General features: G+C 64.4%; 19 protein-coding genes. 11 read left to right on the top strand and 8 right to left on the bottom strand.

Features of this window, described 5'->3' with window-relative positions; genetic code table 11:
• Window positions 1-15 precede the first annotated feature (15 nt).
• Together MOK15_RS15370 and MOK15_RS15365 are read left to right on the top strand one after the other, a co-directional pair.
• Window positions 16-687, top strand: a complete 672-nt coding sequence (locus MOK15_RS15370) for a hypothetical protein (RefSeq protein WP_242932409.1) — start codon at window positions 16-18, stop codon at window positions 685-687.
• The gene (locus tag MOK15_RS15365) at window positions 684-1,031 is read left to right on the top strand and encodes a hypothetical protein (protein WP_242932408.1); all 348 of its coding nucleotides are present in this window, start codon (window positions 684-686) and stop codon (window positions 1,029-1,031) included. The genes MOK15_RS15370 and MOK15_RS15365 overlap by 4 nt, the downstream gene beginning before the upstream one ends.
• A 21-nt stretch (window positions 1,032-1,052) precedes the next feature.
• On the opposite strand, the gene MOK15_RS15360 is transcribed toward MOK15_RS15365, so the two are convergent.
• Window positions 1,053-1,610 carry a hypothetical protein gene (locus tag MOK15_RS15360; RefSeq protein ID WP_242932407.1) on the bottom strand — a complete coding sequence of 186 codons (558 nt, stop codon included), beginning with the start codon at window positions 1,608-1,610 and terminating at the stop codon, window positions 1,053-1,055.
• A 59-nt stretch (window positions 1,611-1,669) separates the two neighbouring features.
• Window positions 1,670-2,596: a helix-turn-helix domain-containing GNAT family N-acetyltransferase gene (locus MOK15_RS15355; RefSeq protein WP_242932406.1), complete on the bottom strand. Its 927-nt coding sequence runs from the start codon at window positions 2,594-2,596 to the stop codon at window positions 1,670-1,672.
• Between the two features lie 170 nt (window positions 2,597-2,766).
• On the opposite strand from MOK15_RS15355, the gene MOK15_RS15350 reads away from it, so the two are divergent.
• Both MOK15_RS15350 and MOK15_RS15345 read left to right on the top strand, forming a co-directional pair.
• Entirely contained in the window at window positions 2,767-2,985 is a 219-nt protein-coding gene (locus tag MOK15_RS15350) for a DUF2188 domain-containing protein (RefSeq protein WP_242932405.1), read from the top strand.
• Between the two features lie 97 nt (window positions 2,986-3,082).
• Complete coding sequence (locus MOK15_RS15345; RefSeq protein ID WP_242932404.1) at window positions 3,083-3,517, top strand: response regulator; 435 nt, start codon at window positions 3,083-3,085, stop codon at window positions 3,515-3,517.
• Here MOK15_RS15345 and MOK15_RS15340 read toward each other — a convergent pair.
• From MOK15_RS15340 to MOK15_RS15330, 3 genes are all read right to left on the bottom strand, one after another.
• Window positions 3,465-4,991, bottom strand: coding sequence for a PAS domain-containing protein (locus tag MOK15_RS15340; protein WP_242932403.1), 1,527 nt, complete (start codon window positions 4,989-4,991; stop codon window positions 3,465-3,467). The two genes, MOK15_RS15345 and MOK15_RS15340, sit on opposite strands and share 53 nt — an antisense overlap.
• Entirely contained in the window at window positions 4,984-6,267 is a 1,284-nt protein-coding gene (gene murA / locus MOK15_RS15335; RefSeq protein WP_242932402.1) for a UDP-N-acetylglucosamine 1-carboxyvinyltransferase, read from the bottom strand. The genes MOK15_RS15340 and murA overlap by 8 nt, the downstream gene beginning before the upstream one ends.
• 77 nt (window positions 6,268-6,344) lie before the next feature.
• Window positions 6,345-6,911 (bottom strand): HNH endonuclease, encoded by a 567-nt coding sequence (locus tag MOK15_RS15330; RefSeq protein ID WP_242932401.1) that lies wholly within the window; start codon window positions 6,909-6,911, stop codon window positions 6,345-6,347.
• A gap of 95 nt (window positions 6,912-7,006) precedes the next feature.
• Here MOK15_RS15330 and gluQRS point away from each other — a divergent pair, with 95 nt between their 5' ends.
• The 7 genes from gluQRS (at window position 7,007) to MOK15_RS15295 (ending at window position 12,659) form a co-directional block, all read left to right on the top strand.
• Complete coding sequence (gluQRS, locus tag MOK15_RS15325) at window positions 7,007-7,957, top strand: tRNA glutamyl-Q(34) synthetase GluQRS (protein ID WP_242932400.1); 951 nt, start codon at window positions 7,007-7,009, stop codon at window positions 7,955-7,957.
• A 10-nt stretch (window positions 7,958-7,967) separates the two neighbouring features.
• Window positions 7,968-8,204 carry a twin transmembrane helix small protein gene (locus MOK15_RS15320; protein WP_242932399.1) on the top strand — a complete coding sequence of 79 codons (237 nt, stop codon included), beginning with the start codon at window positions 7,968-7,970 and terminating at the stop codon, window positions 8,202-8,204.
• Between the two features lie 6 nt (window positions 8,205-8,210).
• Window positions 8,211-8,780 carry a cob(I)yrinic acid a,c-diamide adenosyltransferase gene (locus MOK15_RS15315; protein WP_242932398.1) on the top strand — a complete coding sequence of 190 codons (570 nt, stop codon included), beginning with the start codon at window positions 8,211-8,213 and terminating at the stop codon, window positions 8,778-8,780.
• Window positions 8,781-8,908: 128 nt separating this feature from the next.
• The gene (locus MOK15_RS15310; protein WP_242932397.1) at window positions 8,909-9,691 is read left to right on the top strand and encodes a GGDEF domain-containing protein; all 783 of its coding nucleotides are present in this window, start codon (window positions 8,909-8,911) and stop codon (window positions 9,689-9,691) included.
• Window positions 9,692-9,775: 84 nt separating this feature from the next.
• Entirely contained in the window at window positions 9,776-11,044 is a 1,269-nt protein-coding gene (gene egtB, locus MOK15_RS15305) for an ergothioneine biosynthesis protein EgtB (protein ID WP_242932396.1), read from the top strand.
• A 4-nt stretch (window positions 11,045-11,048) separates the two neighbouring features.
• The gene (gene egtD, locus MOK15_RS15300; RefSeq protein ID WP_242932395.1) at window positions 11,049-12,008 is read left to right on the top strand and encodes an L-histidine N(alpha)-methyltransferase; all 960 of its coding nucleotides are present in this window, start codon (window positions 11,049-11,051) and stop codon (window positions 12,006-12,008) included.
• Between the two features lie 132 nt (window positions 12,009-12,140).
• On the top strand, window positions 12,141-12,659 hold the full coding sequence (locus MOK15_RS15295) for a hypothetical protein (protein ID WP_242932221.1): 519 nt from the start codon (window positions 12,141-12,143) through the stop codon (window positions 12,657-12,659).
• Between the two features lie 65 nt (window positions 12,660-12,724).
• Here the strand turns inward: MOK15_RS15295 and MOK15_RS15290 are convergent, their stop codons facing one another.
• From MOK15_RS15290 to MOK15_RS15280, 3 genes are all read right to left on the bottom strand, one after another.
• Entirely contained in the window at window positions 12,725-13,432 is a 708-nt protein-coding gene (locus tag MOK15_RS15290) for an HAD family phosphatase (protein ID WP_242932394.1), read from the bottom strand.
• Between the two features lie 116 nt (window positions 13,433-13,548).
• The gene (locus MOK15_RS15285) at window positions 13,549-14,574 is read right to left on the bottom strand and encodes a DUF1176 domain-containing protein (RefSeq protein ID WP_242932393.1); all 1,026 of its coding nucleotides are present in this window, start codon (window positions 14,572-14,574) and stop codon (window positions 13,549-13,551) included.
• Between the two features lie 87 nt (window positions 14,575-14,661).
• On the bottom strand, window positions 14,662-15,981 hold the full coding sequence (locus tag MOK15_RS15280; RefSeq protein ID WP_242932392.1) for a NupC/NupG family nucleoside CNT transporter: 1,320 nt from the start codon (window positions 15,979-15,981) through the stop codon (window positions 14,662-14,664).
• Window positions 15,982-16,052 lie beyond the last annotated feature (71 nt).

The following is a 16,052-nucleotide window of genomic DNA, read 5'->3' as shown; positions in this document are numbered from 1 at the left end:
CGGACAGTCTCTCTCATGGTCATCCTGTCAGCCATCTCCTTCTTCCTGACGCAGCATCCTTTCCTGTCATGGCCGGTGATACTGATCCTGGGTGCGATATTGGGCCATTTGCTGGCGAAGTGGAGCGGCAAGGGCGGCTGGTATGGCCTGATCCTGGCGTTCTTCATCTATGGCCAGCTCAATATCTTCATCGCCCATATCTTCAATGCGCTGTTCCTCAAGGCCTTCGGCGTCATTGGAACGGGCGTCATCACCCATTCGGAAGTCACCAACTCCACCCTGAACGACCAGAATATCTGGGCCTATAGCGCGGCGCTCAAGACTGCGGACGGACAGGATGTGGTGACAGAATTCGACACCATGTCGGCCAGCATCTATCCGATCACCAATACCATCTACATCCCGCCGGAGGGCGAGCGGTTCGTCATCAAATATATCCCCGGCTTTCCGCGCAACTTCGTCATCATGCGCAACCTGTCGCCCTATGGGATCAGGCAGGTGATCGGCGAGGATCGCGGACCGGTGGAGAAAGCCGCCAACCAGCTTGCGACCAGCCCGGCCAATCCCGATTTCATCGCGGAATATCGCAATGCCCTGACAGCATTTCTCGACAAGCACCGGGGGGATGCCGATCCTGCGTTGATCGCACAATATCAGGCCGCTCTCGACGCGCTGCCGCACCAATGAGCCTAAGGACGAGCACTGTAAGACTGTTCCGCTATGCCGTCCTGCTCGCCATGGCGCCTATCGCCATGCTTGGCCTGTCGGGAACGCCGAACGAATATCGGGCCATGGGCATCGACGCCGTCGATTGCGATGGCCCGATTTCCGTGCTGATCTTCGCGGTGCCGGCCCTGATCGTCTATGGCGCGGCCAGTGCGATATTCCTGCGCCGATGGCGGCGGCGCCGCTTTCTGGTCGCTGCCATCCTCTGCGCGCTGCTGTCCGTGGGACTATTGTGGAATATCGGCGGCGCGTTGGGGGAGCAGTGGAGGAACGCCGCCGAACCCATTTGCGAATCCGGGCAATAGCGGCGCTGCGGGAAAGCCGTGCTATTTCTGCTCGGCGGCTTCCTTTTCCATGACTTCCATCGCCTGGCGATCGGCTTCATCGACAAATTCGCAGGCCAGCAATGTCTTGCCGTTAAGGCCCGCGCCTTCGCGCGCGACGACGGAAATCAGACCCATCTCCTTCAATCCCTGTTCGGCGTCGGGGAGCAGGCGGGCAAATCCCTTGGTCGAGCTTCCCAGCAAATGGCTGGTTTCGGGCGTCAGTTCATAACGTTTGGCAAGCCGACCCGCGACGTCCCCGTCCACCAGCACGCCGATGGTCATGTTGCCGAACAGGACATCCTGGGTGGTGAAGCCGTCCCGCTCGATCGGCGCGGGCAGATGATAGATGGCCGCGCCCAGCGAAGACTGGTCGGGCTTGGCGAGCTTTTCGGCGGCTTCGTACAGCGCCGTCGCATGATCGATCGAATAAGGCGGCTGGCAAAGCGCGGCGTCGAAGAAGGCCGACGGGGGCACATCCTCTTCCGCCCAAGCGGCTGTGGTGGAGGCGACCAGCAGGACGCTGGACAGGAGGTGCAGGGGGGAGAAGCGAATCGACATGGCGACAGGATGTGCCCGATGCCCCCTCCCCGATCAAGCGGCGTGGCGGCATCCCGTCGTCACAGGGTCAAGGACCATGTCTGGCCGACAAGATCATGCCCGAAGCTATGATGCGGCGCTTCGTCCACCAGCACGAAACCGGCGCGTTCGTAGATGCTGCGGGCGGCGGCGAGCACGCTGTTCGTCCAGAGATCGAGCCGCTTATACCCCACGGCCCGCGCGCGTGCGATGCAGGCGGCGACGAGCATCTTGCCCACGCCCGCGCCCTGCGCATCGGGTTCAACATAGAGCAGGCGCAGCTTGCCGACGTCCGGCGAATCCGTGCTGACGAGGAAGACCGAACCGACCATCCGCCCGTCCATCTCCGCAATCCACGCCGCCTCTCGCGCGGGATCGAACGTGCGATGAAAATCGGCGAGGATGCCCGCCGCCAAGGCTTCATAGTCGCCATTCCAGCCATATTGCTCCACATAGACAATCGTCTGGCGGGCGATGACAAGCCCCAGGTCGCCCGGCCGCAGGCCGCGCAACACGGGTTGGCGCGCCGCGCCTTCCTCTTCGAACAGGCGGGTGATGGTTTCGGCGGCCGACAACAGGCGCGCGCGCTGGAAAGCGGACAGCCCATCCAGCAGCCCGCCGATCGCGGTGCGGGTATTGCCCTCCGCCGCCGCGAACCTGGCCCGGCCCTCATCGGTGAGCGTCAGGCGTTGATAACGGCCATGGGCCGGGTCTTCGCGCGCCTCCACCAGGCCGCGATCGGCGAAGCGCTTGAGCGTCCGGCTGATCTGGGCCGGATCGAGACGCAAGGCGCGGGCGATCTCCGCGCCGGTCGGATCGGTCCGGTTCGCCAACTCGTAGAGAATCCGCGCCTCGCTGAGCGTGAAGGGGCTTTTGTCCAGCCGGGCGGCGAGCAGGCCCAACCGGCTGGTATAGACGCGATTGAAGGCACGCAGGGCCGCTATGTCTTTTTCATGCTGAACCGTCATGCAGGGTCATCCCATAATGTTGACTGAATCATCATTATGGGATGATGATGGAATCAACAATGGCGGAAGCAAGCGATAACGGGCGCGCAGCAGGCCGCTTTCGCCGAAAGCGCTTTCTTTTCCGGACGCGCTGTCGCTACATTCTCCCTGCAACAGCGAGAGCCTTCGACATGACCCTGCCCCACGCCCGCTACATCATCCTTGAGCATGAAGGCGTCTGGAAGATCAATCTGGACAATAAATATTACGGCCCTTTCCCGACCCAGGCCGCAGCGGTGGCCAATGCGACCGGCACTGCGGAGAAAGCCACCGAAGCAGGCTATCCCGCCTCCGTGCTGCTGATGAAAGGCACGAATTTCGAAATGCTCTGGACCAGCGCCGAGGCATGAGCGGATCAAAATGACATGGCCTGTCATCTTTTTTTCATGATCGCGGAACCCAAGGCCCCCAACGGATTTTAGTTCCTCCAGGGTTGCAGGCAGGGACATGGGCAAAAAGATTCTGATCGTCGAAGACGAGATTTTCGTCGCACTGGAAATCGAACAGATTGTCGAGGACGCCGGATTCATCGTCGGCGCTATCGCCGCTGATCGCGTCGCCGCGCTTGCAGCGGCAGCGACGTGCGACATCGCCCTGGTCGACCTCAACCTGCGCGACGGGCCGACCGGCCCCCAAATCGGCGTCGAACTAGCGGAGCGCTACGGCATTCGCGTCATCTATGTGACCGCCAACCCCAAGCAGATTGGCGAGGCGTCGGTGACGGCGCTGGGCGTCATCACCAAGCCCTTTCGCGCGCACAGCATTTCCGCCGCGCTGCGATTGGCGGCTGCGGACGAACCTGATCTGGAAGAGGCCGAAATTGCGGGCTTCACACCGTTCCGGCAGCGCGGCTCATGGAGCGTGATGGAATCCAGAAGCTGATCTCCAGCCCGTCGGCCCGCCAGTTGCGCGTCATCCGTCCACCCAGTTGCCGTTCGACGCTGAGCGTCATCAATCGGCTGCCGAAACCTTCCGTATCGGCCAGGGCCACCGCCGGCCCGCCTTCCTCGCGCCAGTCGATACGGACATTCTCCCCTTCCACCGACACATGCAGATGGACCCGTCCGTCGGCAACGGACAGTGCGCCATATTTGGCGGCATTGGTCGCCAGTTCGTGGAACAGCAGCCCCAGCGGCGTCGCCGAACGATCATCGATACGCGGATCATCCCCCGACAACAGGATGCGGGTCGTCTGCCCGACCCGATAGGGGGCGAAAATCTGGTCGAGTATGCCCCGGAGGCGGCCTAGCCCCGCCTCGATCTGCGCGGCAGAATCGGCGCCGTGCGGACGCACGAAATCATGCGCGCGGCCGAGCGAGAGTATCCGGTCCCGCAAATCTTCCGCCACCGCGCCGATTTCGGGATGCTGTCGCGCGGACAGGCCAATGAGGCCCGCGATCACCGAGAAGATATTCTTGATGCGATGCGACAGTTCATGCGCAATCATCTCGCGCTCTTCCATCATCAGCTTTTGTTCGTGTATGTCGGTGCAGGTGCCGATCCAGCGCGTGATGTTCCCGTCCGCGTCGCGGATCGGCAGCGCGCGCCCCAGCGTCCAGCGATAATCGCCGCTGCGATGGCGAAGCCGATATTCTATGTCATAGGGCGCACCCGTCGCCAGGCTGTGCTGCCACTGTTCCCAGGCGGCCGGCTGGTCATCGGCATGGAGCATGTTGCTCCAGCCGTCGCCATCGGTCGACCCCAGCGGCATTCCGGTAAAGTCATACCAGCGGGCATTGAAATAATCATTGTAGCCATCGGGCAGCGACGACCAGACCATTTGCGGCATGGTGTCGGCAAGGGTGCGGAACATGCGATCGCTGGACGCCACCGCGTCCGCATCCAGTCGCTGCCGCACGATCATGTCGCGGTCGCGACGACGGCCTTCCAGTTCCACCATCACCTGCCGGGCCAGCAGGGTGAGGCCCTGGCGCTGGAGCAGCGTCAGATCGGCGCGTGGAACCGTATCGATGACGCAGAGCGCGCCCAGCGGCTCGCCATCGGCGCCCACCAGCGGCGCGCCGGCATAGAAGCGGATATACGGCGGGCCAGTAACCAGCGCATTATCGATGAAGCGAGAATCGCGTGGCGCATCGGGCACAATGAAAATATCGTTGCCCAGCATGGCAAGGGCGCAGAAGGATACGTCACGCGGGGTTTCTTCCGCATCAAGGCCGGTACGGGCGAGGAAGCGCTGACGCACATCCTCCACAATACTGACCAGAGCAATCGGCGCATCGCAGAGCTTCGCCGCGAAGGCCGCGATCTCATCCAGGGTACGAAAGCCACCAGCATCGAGATCGTAAAGCGCCAACAGCGCATCCCGATCTGTCGCCAGGCCTCGCCCCTCAGCCATCCCCGACCCGTTCGATGTCGGCGCCAACGGCGGAGAGTTTCTCCTCCAGCCGTTCATAGCCGCGGTCGAGATGATAGACGCGGTTGACCTGGGTTTCGCCTTCGGCCGCGAGGCCCGCGAGGATGAGGCTCATCGACGCGCGCAGATCGGTAGCCATCACCGGCGCGCCGACCAGGCCCGATACGCCGCGCACGACCGCAGTGCGGCCGTTGACGGCGATGTCCGCGCCCATGCGCGCCAGTTCGGGAACATGCATGTAGCGGTTCTCGAAGATCGTTTCGGTCAGCACCGACGCGCCGTCGGCCAGCGTCAGCATCGCCATGAACTGCGCCTGCATGTCGGTGGGAAAGGCCGGGAAAGGCGCGGTCGACAGGGTCAGAGGCCTCAGCTTACCGTCCGACGAGACGCGGATACCGTCGCGGTGGACATCGACCTGGACACCAGCGTCGCGCAACGCGGCGAGGATGGCGTGCATATCGTCGGCATTGGCGCCGATCAGATCGAGCGAGCCGCCGGTGATGGCGGCGGCGCAGGCATAGCTGCCCGCCTCGATCCGGTCGGGCATGACGCTGTAGGTCGCGCCGTGCAGCCGGTCGCGGCCGTGGATCACCAGCTTGTCGCTGCCGATGCCTTCTATGTCCGCGCCCATGGCAACCAGCAGCTTGCAGAGATCGACGATTTCCGGTTCGCGTGCGGCATTTTCCAGCGTGCAGGTGCCCTTGGCGAGCACGGCGGCCATCAGCGCATTTTCGGTCGCGCCGACCGACACCACCGGGAACGTGTAGATGCCGCCCGGCAGGCCGCCGTCGGGCGCGCTGGCGCGGACATAGCCGGCGGTTAGCTCGATCTTCGCGCCAAAGGCTTCCAGCGCCTTCAGATGCAGGTCGATCGGGCGGTTGCCGATGGCGCAGCCGCCCGGCAGCGACACCCGTGCTTCGCCTGCACGGGCGAGCAGCGGGCCGAGCACCAGGATCGACGCGCGCATCTTGCGCACGATGTCATAGGGCGCCTCGGTCGAGGTGACACGGCCCGCGCGCATGGTCATGACCCGGCCGAAATCCTCCGGCCGGGCGCCCTCGATCATGGTCGACACGCCCAACTGGTTCAGCAGATGGCCGAAACTGTCGACGTCGGCGAGGCGCGGCAGGTTACGGAGCGTCACCGGCTCATCGGTCAGCAACGCGCAGGGTAGCAACGTCAACGCCGCATTCTTAGCGCCGGAAATGGGAAGGCGGCCGCTCAACGCTTTGCCGCCGCGAATATCAATGCGGTCCATTGGAGAGGTTTAATAACGGCAAATGCGCGTCGCGCAAGGCGACCGGAACGCGATTTGTCGCGCGGCGGCGCACGCGATCACGCGAGCAGCTCGACATCCCAATAGAGCCAGTCATGCCAGCTTTCATGCAGATAGCCGGGCGGGAAGGCGCGGCCATGCTCCTGCAACTGCCAGCTCGTCGGCCGGATGGGCTGGACATGGAGCTTCATCCCCGCCTCCCTCGGCGTACGCCCGCCCTTCTTGAGGTTGCAGGGCGAGCAGGCGGTGGCGACATTCTCCCATGTCGTCCGACCGCCCGCGCGGCGCGGCACGACATGATCGAAGGTGAGATCATGGGCCGTCCCGCAATATTGGCAGGCGAACTTGTCGCGCAGGAACAGGTTGAAGCGGGTGAAGGCGGGATGTTCGGACGGCTTCACATATTGTTTGAGCGCGATGACCGAGGGGATCTTCATCTGCAGGCTGGGGCTATGCACCTCCCGCTCATAGGAGGAGACGATGTCCACCCGATCCAAAAAAACCGCCTTGATGGCGGTTTGCCAGGGCCAAAGGCTCAAGGGATAATAGCTGAGCGGCGTATAATCCGCATTCAGAACAAGTGCCGGACAGTTTTCCGGATGTCGTATGAGGTCGGGATGGTACATAGGAACCTTACTTCCCCCTAGCCGACGCTGCTGATCCTCCAGCAACGTGACACCAGCATGACAGCATTAACGAATATCATCCGTCAAGAGCCTGTATGACTCAGTCCGTCGCACCACAGCATATAGTGACCCGCTTTGCGCCAAGCCCCACCGGGCGACTGCATATCGGCCACGCCTGGTCGGCGCTGCTGGCGATGGACATGGCGCGCGCGGCAGGCGGGCAGTTCCGCCTGCGGATCGAGGATATCGACGGCACGCGCAGCCGGCCCGAACATGTCGCGGGGATCGTCGAGGATCTGCGCTGGCTGGGGATGGAATGGGACGGCGAGATCGTCTTCCAGTCGCAGCGGCTCGACCGATATGACGCGGCGTTGGACCGACTGCGGACCCAAGGGCTGCTCTACCCATGTTTCTGCACCCGCGCCGACATCCAGGCGAGCCTGACCGCGCCGCACGGGCCGGAGGGTCCGGCCTATCCGGGGACGTGCCGGGGGCTGAGCGAGACCGAACGGACGCGGCGGATCGCGGCAGGGGAAGCCCATGCCTGGCGGATCGACATGGGTGCGGCAGTGGCGCGGGTGGGAGAATTGGAATGGGAAGCGCTCTCCCAACCTCACGTCAAGATGATGGGGCAGGAGATGGACCCCCGCCTTCGCGGGGATGACGGTGTAAAAGGAAGCGTGCTGCAATCCGCCCATCCCCTCTCCCATGGCGACGTGGTGCTGGCGCGCAAGGATGCGCCGGCCAGCTACCATCTGTCCTGCACGCTGGACGATGCGGCGATGGGCGTGACACATGTGCTGCGCGGCGACGATCTGCGCGGGGCGACCGATATCCACCGGTTGCTCCAGGCCCTGCTGGACCTGCCCTCCCCCGCCTATATCCATCATCCCTTGCTGGTAGGGGCGGACGGCAAACGGCTGGCCAAACGGAGCGGATCGATCGCGCTGGCCGACCTGCGCGCGCAGGGGATCGACCCGCAGCGCCTGACCGATGCGCTGCGCGCGAGACGCTTTCCGGTTGGCATCGCGATCGCAAGCGCCTAGCATCGGACCCATGCAAACGATCCTGGTCATCGCCCTGATCCTGGCCATGGTGGCGACGCTGGTCGCGCTGGTCCGGGGCGTCATCGCCTTCCTCCAGACCACGAAGGAAGATCTGAACGCGCCCGAAGGCAGCGGCCCCAGCCCGGCGCGGCTGAAGCAGAACAGGATGATGATGAACCGCATCCTGTTCCAGGCGGCGGCAATCATCATCGTCGCCATACTGCTCATGGCCAAGGGGCATGGCTGACCGTTCATGGTCAAGCTGAACAAGATCTACACCCGCACCGGCGACGCGGGCACGACCGGGCTGGTCGATGGATCGCGCCTGCCCAAATATGCGCCGCGAATGCAGGCAGTGGGCGATGTGGATGAGGCGAACAGCGCCATTGGCCTGGCCATCGTCGCCATGGGCGCGCGGCCGGAAACGCGATGGCTGACCACGATCCAGAACGATCTGTTCGACCTGGGCGCGGATCTGGCGACGCCGATCCCGCCGGGCGGGGACGAACCCTGGGCGCTGCGCATCGTCGCCAGCCAGGTGGAAAGGCTGGAGGACGAGATCGACGCGATGAACGCGGAACTGGCACCGCTCGACAGCTTCGTCCTGCCGGGCGGATCGTCGGCCGCCGCCGCCGTCCACCTCGCCCGCGCGATCACCCGCCGGGCCGAACGCAGCGCCGTGGCCGCCGCTGCGGAGGTTACGCTCAATGGACAGGCCCTCGCTTATCTCAACCGCCTGTCGGACCTGCTGTTCGTGCTGGCGCGACGGCTGAACGACAATGGCGCGGCCGACGTCAAATGGGTGCCGGGCGCGTCACGCTGAACCGGCGCATGGATTGCCCCGCGATCCGCCCGATCCGCCCCTCCGTTCCGGTTAACCCTGTTTCTTCATCCCCATTTAGGCACGCGCCCGGAAAAGCCGTTCGCGGTCGCAACGAACGGGGGAATGCCGTGCAATTCTACCTCGCCACATCCTTCCTCTTTCCGCGCGCGCTGCGCCTGCGCCTCTTCGCGCTCTGCATCCTCGCGACGCATATGCCGCTGCTGACCTATCTGCTCCGGGGCTTTTCGACCGGTCGGATCGCGCCGGCCGAATGCATCCTGCTGGCGCTGGCGACGATCGCGGGGGCCGCGATCGCCCTGTTCGGCATCGGCGCGCTGCTTGGCCCCGTCCAGGCGCTGGCCGAAACGCCGCATCCCCGCGAGGCGGAAGCGGCGGCGCGAACCGACGAACTGCACCATGCCACGCATGAGGACAGGCTGACCGGCGTCGCCAACCGGCGCGGTTTCCTGGCGCAGGTCGCGATGCTGCCGATCGGCCGGCGCAAGGGCTGCGTGGTGCTGATCGACATCGACTATTTCAAGCGGATCAACGACCAGTTGGGTCATGATGAGGGCGACCGGGTGCTGGCCGCCTTCGCCGCGCGGCTGTGCGCCCAGTTGCGCCGCATCGACATCGTCGCACGCTGGGGCGGCGAGATGTTTGCCCTCTTCTTCCAGGACTGTATCGAGGATGAGGTAAGCTGGTCGCTGGCGCGGGTCGCCAGCCAGATGCGCAGCGACCCGATCGCCCTGGTGAATGGCCGGCCGATCAGCTTTTCCGCCGGCCTTTGCCGCTGGAAGGGCGACGAACTGGAAGACGCGCTGCGCCGCGCGGACGAGGCGCTCTACGAAGCGAAGCAGGCGGGCCGCGATCGCATCTACCGCGCCAAATCCTCGTTGCAGGACATGTAAGCTTACCGACAGGCCGGAACCCCCGGCCCTTTCATGCGCTTCTTCCCTCAAGAGAACGGCGCAACCGTATCGGAAAGAGCAAGCATGGCCAGAAGCTGGACGGACGCCCGACAGGATGATCTGGAGGAGCGCTACCACGCGATACGGGCGCTTAGCGAGGCGCTGGCAGCTCCCCTGTCCGACGCCGACGCCACGGTGCAGTCGATGCCCGACGCCTCTCCGGCCAAATGGCATCTGGCGCATATGAGCTGGTTCTTCGAGACTTTCGTGCTGCGCGATCATGTCGATGGATATCGGCCGTTCGATCCGCGCTACGCTTTCCTGTTCAACAGCTATTATGAGGCGGAGGGCGCGCGCCATGCCCGGCCGCTCCGGGGCATGTTGACCCGCCCGACACTGGACGAAATCCGCGCCTATCGCGCCCATGTCGACGCGGCGCTGCTGGGCGCGCTGGGCATGATGCCGCAGGCGGCGCGCGCGCTGGTGACGCTGGGCTTGCAGCATGAGCAGCAACATCAGGAATTGCTGCTGACCGATCTGCTCCATCTCTTTTCACTCAATCCGCTGGAGCCGGCGCTGTTCAGCGCGCCAAGCGCCGCGCCGGTGGCCCTGCCCGGCCCGCTCCACTGGATCGAGGGGCGTCAGGGGCTGGTCGAGATCGGCGAGGACGGGCGCACCGGCTTTGCCTTCGACTGCGAGGGGCCACGGCACAAGGCGCTGCTTCACCCCCATGCGCTGGCGCACCGTCCCATCAGCAATGACGAATGGATCGCCTTCATCGAGGATGGCGGCTATCGCACCGCGTCGCACTGGCTGTCGGACGGCTGGGCGTGGGTACAGGCGGAGCGGATCGAGGCGCCGCTCTACTGGAAGCGCGGCAAGCAGGGCTGGACCCGCTTCGGCCTCGACGGGCGTCAGCCGGTCAACCCCGCCGCGCCGGTGACGCATATCAGCCTCTACGAAGCGGACGCCTATGCCAGTTGGGCGGGCGCACGATTGCCGACGGAGGCGGAATGGGAAAGCGCGGCGCAGAATGTCGCGGCGATGCGTGGCAACCAGATGGACGGTGCGGCCTGCCCCCGCGCCCATCCGGTGGAGGGAAGCACCGCCCTGACGCAGATGTTCGGCGATGTGTGGGAATGGACCGGCAGCGCCTATCGCCCGCACCCCGGCTTTCGCGCGGCGCAGGGCACGGTCGGCGAATATAATGGCAAGTTCATGTCCGGCCAGTTCGTGCTGAAGGGCGGCAGTTGCGCCACCCCGCGCGGCCATGTGCGGGCGAGCTATCGCAATTTCTTCTATCCCCACCAACGCTGGCAGTTCACCGGACTGCGGCTGGCCAAGGATCTTTAGACCTATGCTGCTGACCGACGAAGCGCCGGCCCTGACGCGCGCCATCGATCCCGCATTCCGCCGCGATATCCTGGACGGCCTGTCCCGCAGCCCCAAGGCGACGCCGCCCATCTGGTTTTACGACCAGCGGGGGTCGGAATTGTTCGAGGCGATCACCAACCTGCCCGAATATTATCCGACCCGCACCGAGACGGCTTTGCTCAAGACCCATGGCGCGGATTTCGCGGCGGCAGTGGGGAAAGGACGCGCGGTGGTGGAGTTCGGCGCGGGCAGCGCGCGCAAGACGCCGCACCTGCTGCGCGCGATCGCGCCCGCCGCTTATGTGCCGATCGACATCAGCGGCGCGTTTCTGCAGGCGAGCAGCGCGGAGCTGGCGCGCGGCTTTCCCGGCCTGCCGGTGGTGCCGGTGGTAGGCGACTTCAACGGGCCACTGGACCTGCCCAAGGCGGTCGATGGTCTGCCGCGGCTGGGCTTCTTCCCCGGTTCCACCATCGGCAATATGGAACCGGGCGCAGCGGTCGATCTGTTGCGGGCGATGCGTCGGCTGTTGGGCCGGGACGCGATGCTGCTGATCGGGATGGACCGGATCAAGGATCGCGACCGGCTGGTCGCAGCCTATGACGATGCGGCGGGCGTGACGGCGGCGTTCAACCTCAACCTGATCGCGCGGATCAATCGCGAGCTGGAGGGCGATCTGCCGATCGACGGCTTTGCCCATCGCGCGATCTGGAATGACGACAAGGCGCGGATCGAGATGCATCTGGAGGCGGTGCGGCCGCTCCATTTTCACGTCGCGGGCCAATGTTTCCGCATGGCGGCGGGCGAGACCATCCATACCGAGAGCAGCCATAAATATGGCGCGCGCGACGAACGGCTGCTGCTGCGCGCGGGCGGGTGGGAACCGGTCGGGGAATGGACCGATGCCGAGGGGCTGTTCTCGCTGGTGCTGGCGGAGGCGAGATAAGATAGAACTGGCGTGGAGGTGATAGGGGAAAGGCGACCATTTTGGGCCCCTTTCTACTCTTGCGTCCCCGCCTGAAAGCAGACACGATTCTCGCCGAATGCCAGATGTGAAATACCCCAATAAGGTCACCTCATGATATCATTGTTGAAATGGATACCGAGGAGAAGGGTGTTAGTTGGGATTTTCGGATTGACAGTGCTGGTCGATGGCCTGTTGGTGGCATATTGGATCCGACCTCCTTTGGTGACTGTCGAAGCCGATTTTACCATAGGAGCGCAGCACGTATCATCGACCACTGCGCTGCAACAGCTGCCTACATTCGATCGATTGCGAGATCGCTGGATGATCGGCAATCGAGAAGTCAAGGACGTCCGCCGATACCTGATGGACCCAGACCCGCAGCGTATTGAACGAGGCAGCTTAGGTTCTTTCTTTCCTATGCGCCTTCCCGATGGCGGAGGATTAGAAACGCTACGTCGCGCCGTTAATCAATTGGCTACATCTGGGATATGTCAGATTGCGATTTTCGATATCCAGAGCCGGCTGGAAAGCATGGCAACCATTCTAAGGGTTCGGCGATATCGGAATCAGGCTGGAAAATGGGAAACTTGCGAGGACACCGTAAATCCTACCCCGTATGTAGTAGATTGAGTTCTGTGGATTCGATGTCCGCTTTTGTCGCCATTTGCTCAGGATTGGACAGTCCGCAAACCACCCTAATCCGTCGCCAGCAACAGGTCGCGCAGGTCGGTGAGGCTGGGCAGCACTTGGGCGCAGGCGAGGATCAGTTCCTCGGTCGGCAGCAGCAGGTCGGGGACCATGACCGTCGCGATGCCCGCCGCCGTCGCCGAACGGACGCCGGCATAGCTGTCCTCGACCGCAACGCAATGTGTGGGATCGACGCCCAGGCGCTGCGCTGCCAGCAGATAGGGTTCGGGATGCGGCTTGGGCCGCTCCACATCGCTGCGGGTCACGATCACGTCGAAATAAGGGAGCAGACCGCTCTTCTCCAGCCGCTGTTGCGCGAAAGGGGCTTCGGTCGAGGTGGCGAGCGCCATGGGGATGCCAGCCTGCGCCAGATGTTCCAGGATCAGTTCGGCGCCGGGACGCAGCGGAATGCCCACATCAGCGGCGGCTTCGAACAGGGCGTCGCTGTCGGCGTAGAAGCGCGCCAACGGAAAATCCGGTCCCATATGCACGGCCAGCATCCGCTGATTCTCGTCCCGATGGATGCCGACCATGGACAGGAGCAGTTCGTCCGACATCGGCCAGCCCAGCGCCAGTCCCGTTTCGGCAAAGGCGCGGCGATGCGCGGCCTCGGTATCGATCAGCGTGCCGTCCATGTCGAAGATGACGGCGCGGATCGGGTCCGGCAGGGTCGAGGCGGGAAGCGAAGGGGCGGATTGGCGGGGTGATGAAGCCATGGCCGCAATATGGGCGGACATTGTTGCCGTTTCCATTGCAAAGCGCGGAGGGTTGGTTGCACGGGGCGGAATGATCCGTCTCCGTTCGCTCGACACGAATGGAGGTGGATGGGCTTTTACTCCGTCACCCGCGCCGACCAGGTGGTGATCCAGTGCCAGGCGCCACGGCATTCACCCATGCTGGTCGCTTCGGTCAGGCGGAAGCGGACGCCGTCCCAGACATAGGTTTCGCTGCCGCCGCAATCACCGATGCCGCGCCCCTTGGCGAAGCTCTGGAGCAGTGACTTTTCCGCAACCCAGCCGGCGTTGACCAGCATGGGCCTGCCCCCCTCCTCGCTCCAGCCGGGCTTATAATCGAAGCTCGCCAGATGGAAGGTGCGGCGACCGGGAATGCCGGTGGCGATCACCGGGACAGAGGAAAAATTATAGGCCCCGTTGCCGCAGGGAACGAGGATCAACGCTTCATTTTTCGACAGGCGATGGAGTTGGAGCGGCTCGGCATCCTTCATCTCGTCAGCGCAGCCGGACATCTTGCCGAGCGCGGTCAACTCCTCCCGCCAGAGCGCGGCGGGCGCTGGGTCGATGGGTACGACGGCGCGGCGGATCACCGGCGCAACCGGTGCGGCGCGCACGGCCAGCGGTCCCAGCGTTCCGGTCGCGACCAGGGCCGTGCTGGTGCCCGCCCGCCCCTGCCGCGCGTCCATATAGCGGAGCGCTGCGCCCGATCCGGCGAGCGAGGGCTTGCCGAGCAGGCGGTTGCCCGCGCGCACTTCCAGCACGCCGCCGCGCGCCATGGCGATGGCGAGCGCGGCGGCCAGCGGCCCACGCAGAGTCGCGTCGCCATCCTTGCTTGGGGCGCTCGCCACCTTGCGTCCGTCGATATGGAAGCTGACATCTCCGCCGCCCTTGGCGTCGCGGCTGACCCAGACTTCAGCCGCTGCATCCGGCCCGGCATCGCGCACCACACCGACCATCACAGGATTATCGGGCCACACGCCGCCTTCGGGCAGTAACGACACGGCTTCGCATCGGTTGCGATTGTCGCAGCCGATCGTCCAATCCTTGTAAGTTTCCAACGCGCCGGGCTTGGGCGCCTGCGCGGCGCCGATACCCGACCAACTCAGGGCCGCTGCAGCGACCATGACAAAAGATTTTGCCCCCATCCGTTAACCATAACCGATAACTATTGCGGGCGGTAGAGATTCGTTACGATATCGTCCCGATTTGGATCAAAGACTGAACATCAGCCCGGCGAGCGCCGCGCTCATCAGGTTGGCGAGGCTGCCCGCCACCAGCGCCTTGAGGCCCAGCCGGGCGATCATGGGCCGCTGGTTGGGGGCAAGATTGCCTGTCACCGCCATCTGGATCGCGATCGAGCTGAAATTGGCGAAACCGCACAATGCAAAGGTGATGACGGCGATGGTCGCGGGGGACAGCGCGCCCTGCACCTGGCCCAGATTGATATAGGCGACAAATTCGTTGAGCACGACCTTGGTGCCGAACAGGCCGCCTGCCACCTGCGCCTCGTTCCAGGGGATGTTGAGCAGATACATGACCGGCGAGAAGACATAGCCGAGCAGCATCTGGAAGCTGAGATCGGGATAGCCGAACCAGGCGCCGATGCCGCCGAGGATGCCGTTCGCCAGCGCGACCAGCGCGACGAAGGCGAGCACCATGGCGCCGACCGCGACAGCGAGCTTGACGCCGGTCTGCGCGCCCTGGGCTGCGGCCATGATGAGGTTGGCCGGCTTTTCCTCATCATGGGTGGCGACCGGCATGGGTTCGCCCGGCGTCCCTTCGGGCAGCAGCGCAGCGGGGCCGGCGCCGCTGATACGGGTTTCGGGGAGATGAACGTCGGGATGATCGCCCAGCGGCAGTTCCGGTTCGCATTCCGGCTGGTCGGGCATCATGATCTTGGCCATCAGCAGGCCGCCGGGCGCAGACATGAAGCTGGCCGCCAGCAGATAGTCGATCTTGATCCCCATAGAGGCGTAGGCGGCGAGGATGGTGCCCGCGACGCCCGCCATGCCGCTGGTCATCACCGCGAAAAGCTGCGGTCCGTTGAGGCCCGCCAGATAGGGGCGGATGACGAGCGGGCTTTCGCTCTGCCCCACGAAGATATTGGCGGCGGCGCACAGGCTCTCCACCTTGGACACGCCCGTCACCTTCTCGATCGCGCCGCCGACCCAGCGGACGATGAACTGCATGATGCCCAGATAATAGAGGATCGACACCAGACTGGCGAAGAAGATGATGACCGGCAGCGCCGCGATGGCGAAGCTGGCCCCGCCGATTTCAGGCTTCGCTAGCGGACCGAAGATGAAGTCGGTGCCCGCCTGCGCATAGCCGAGCAGATTCGCGACGCCATGCGACATGCCGGCGATGATGGCGCGCCCGGCCGGGACATAGAGAACCAGCATCGCGATCCCCGCCTGCAACAGGAAGGCCGCGCCCACGACCCTAGGGCGGATGGCGCGACGGTCGGAGGACAGGGCGAAGGCGATGGCAAGGATCAGGAGAATGCCGGCAAGGCCGATGAGAAGATGCATGAAGCGCTTTCGCGGGAGAATGATAAACCGCGCGACTATATGGGCGGCACAGGGCTATGACCAGTGTTTTG

It is taken from the genome of Sphingobium sp. BYY-5 (genome assembly GCF_022758885.1).
Taxonomy (GTDB): domain Bacteria; phylum Pseudomonadota; class Alphaproteobacteria; order Sphingomonadales; family Sphingomonadaceae; genus Sphingobium.
Note: the sequence above shows the minus strand (reverse complement) of the source record. Positions and strands in the feature narration are given on the sequence as shown.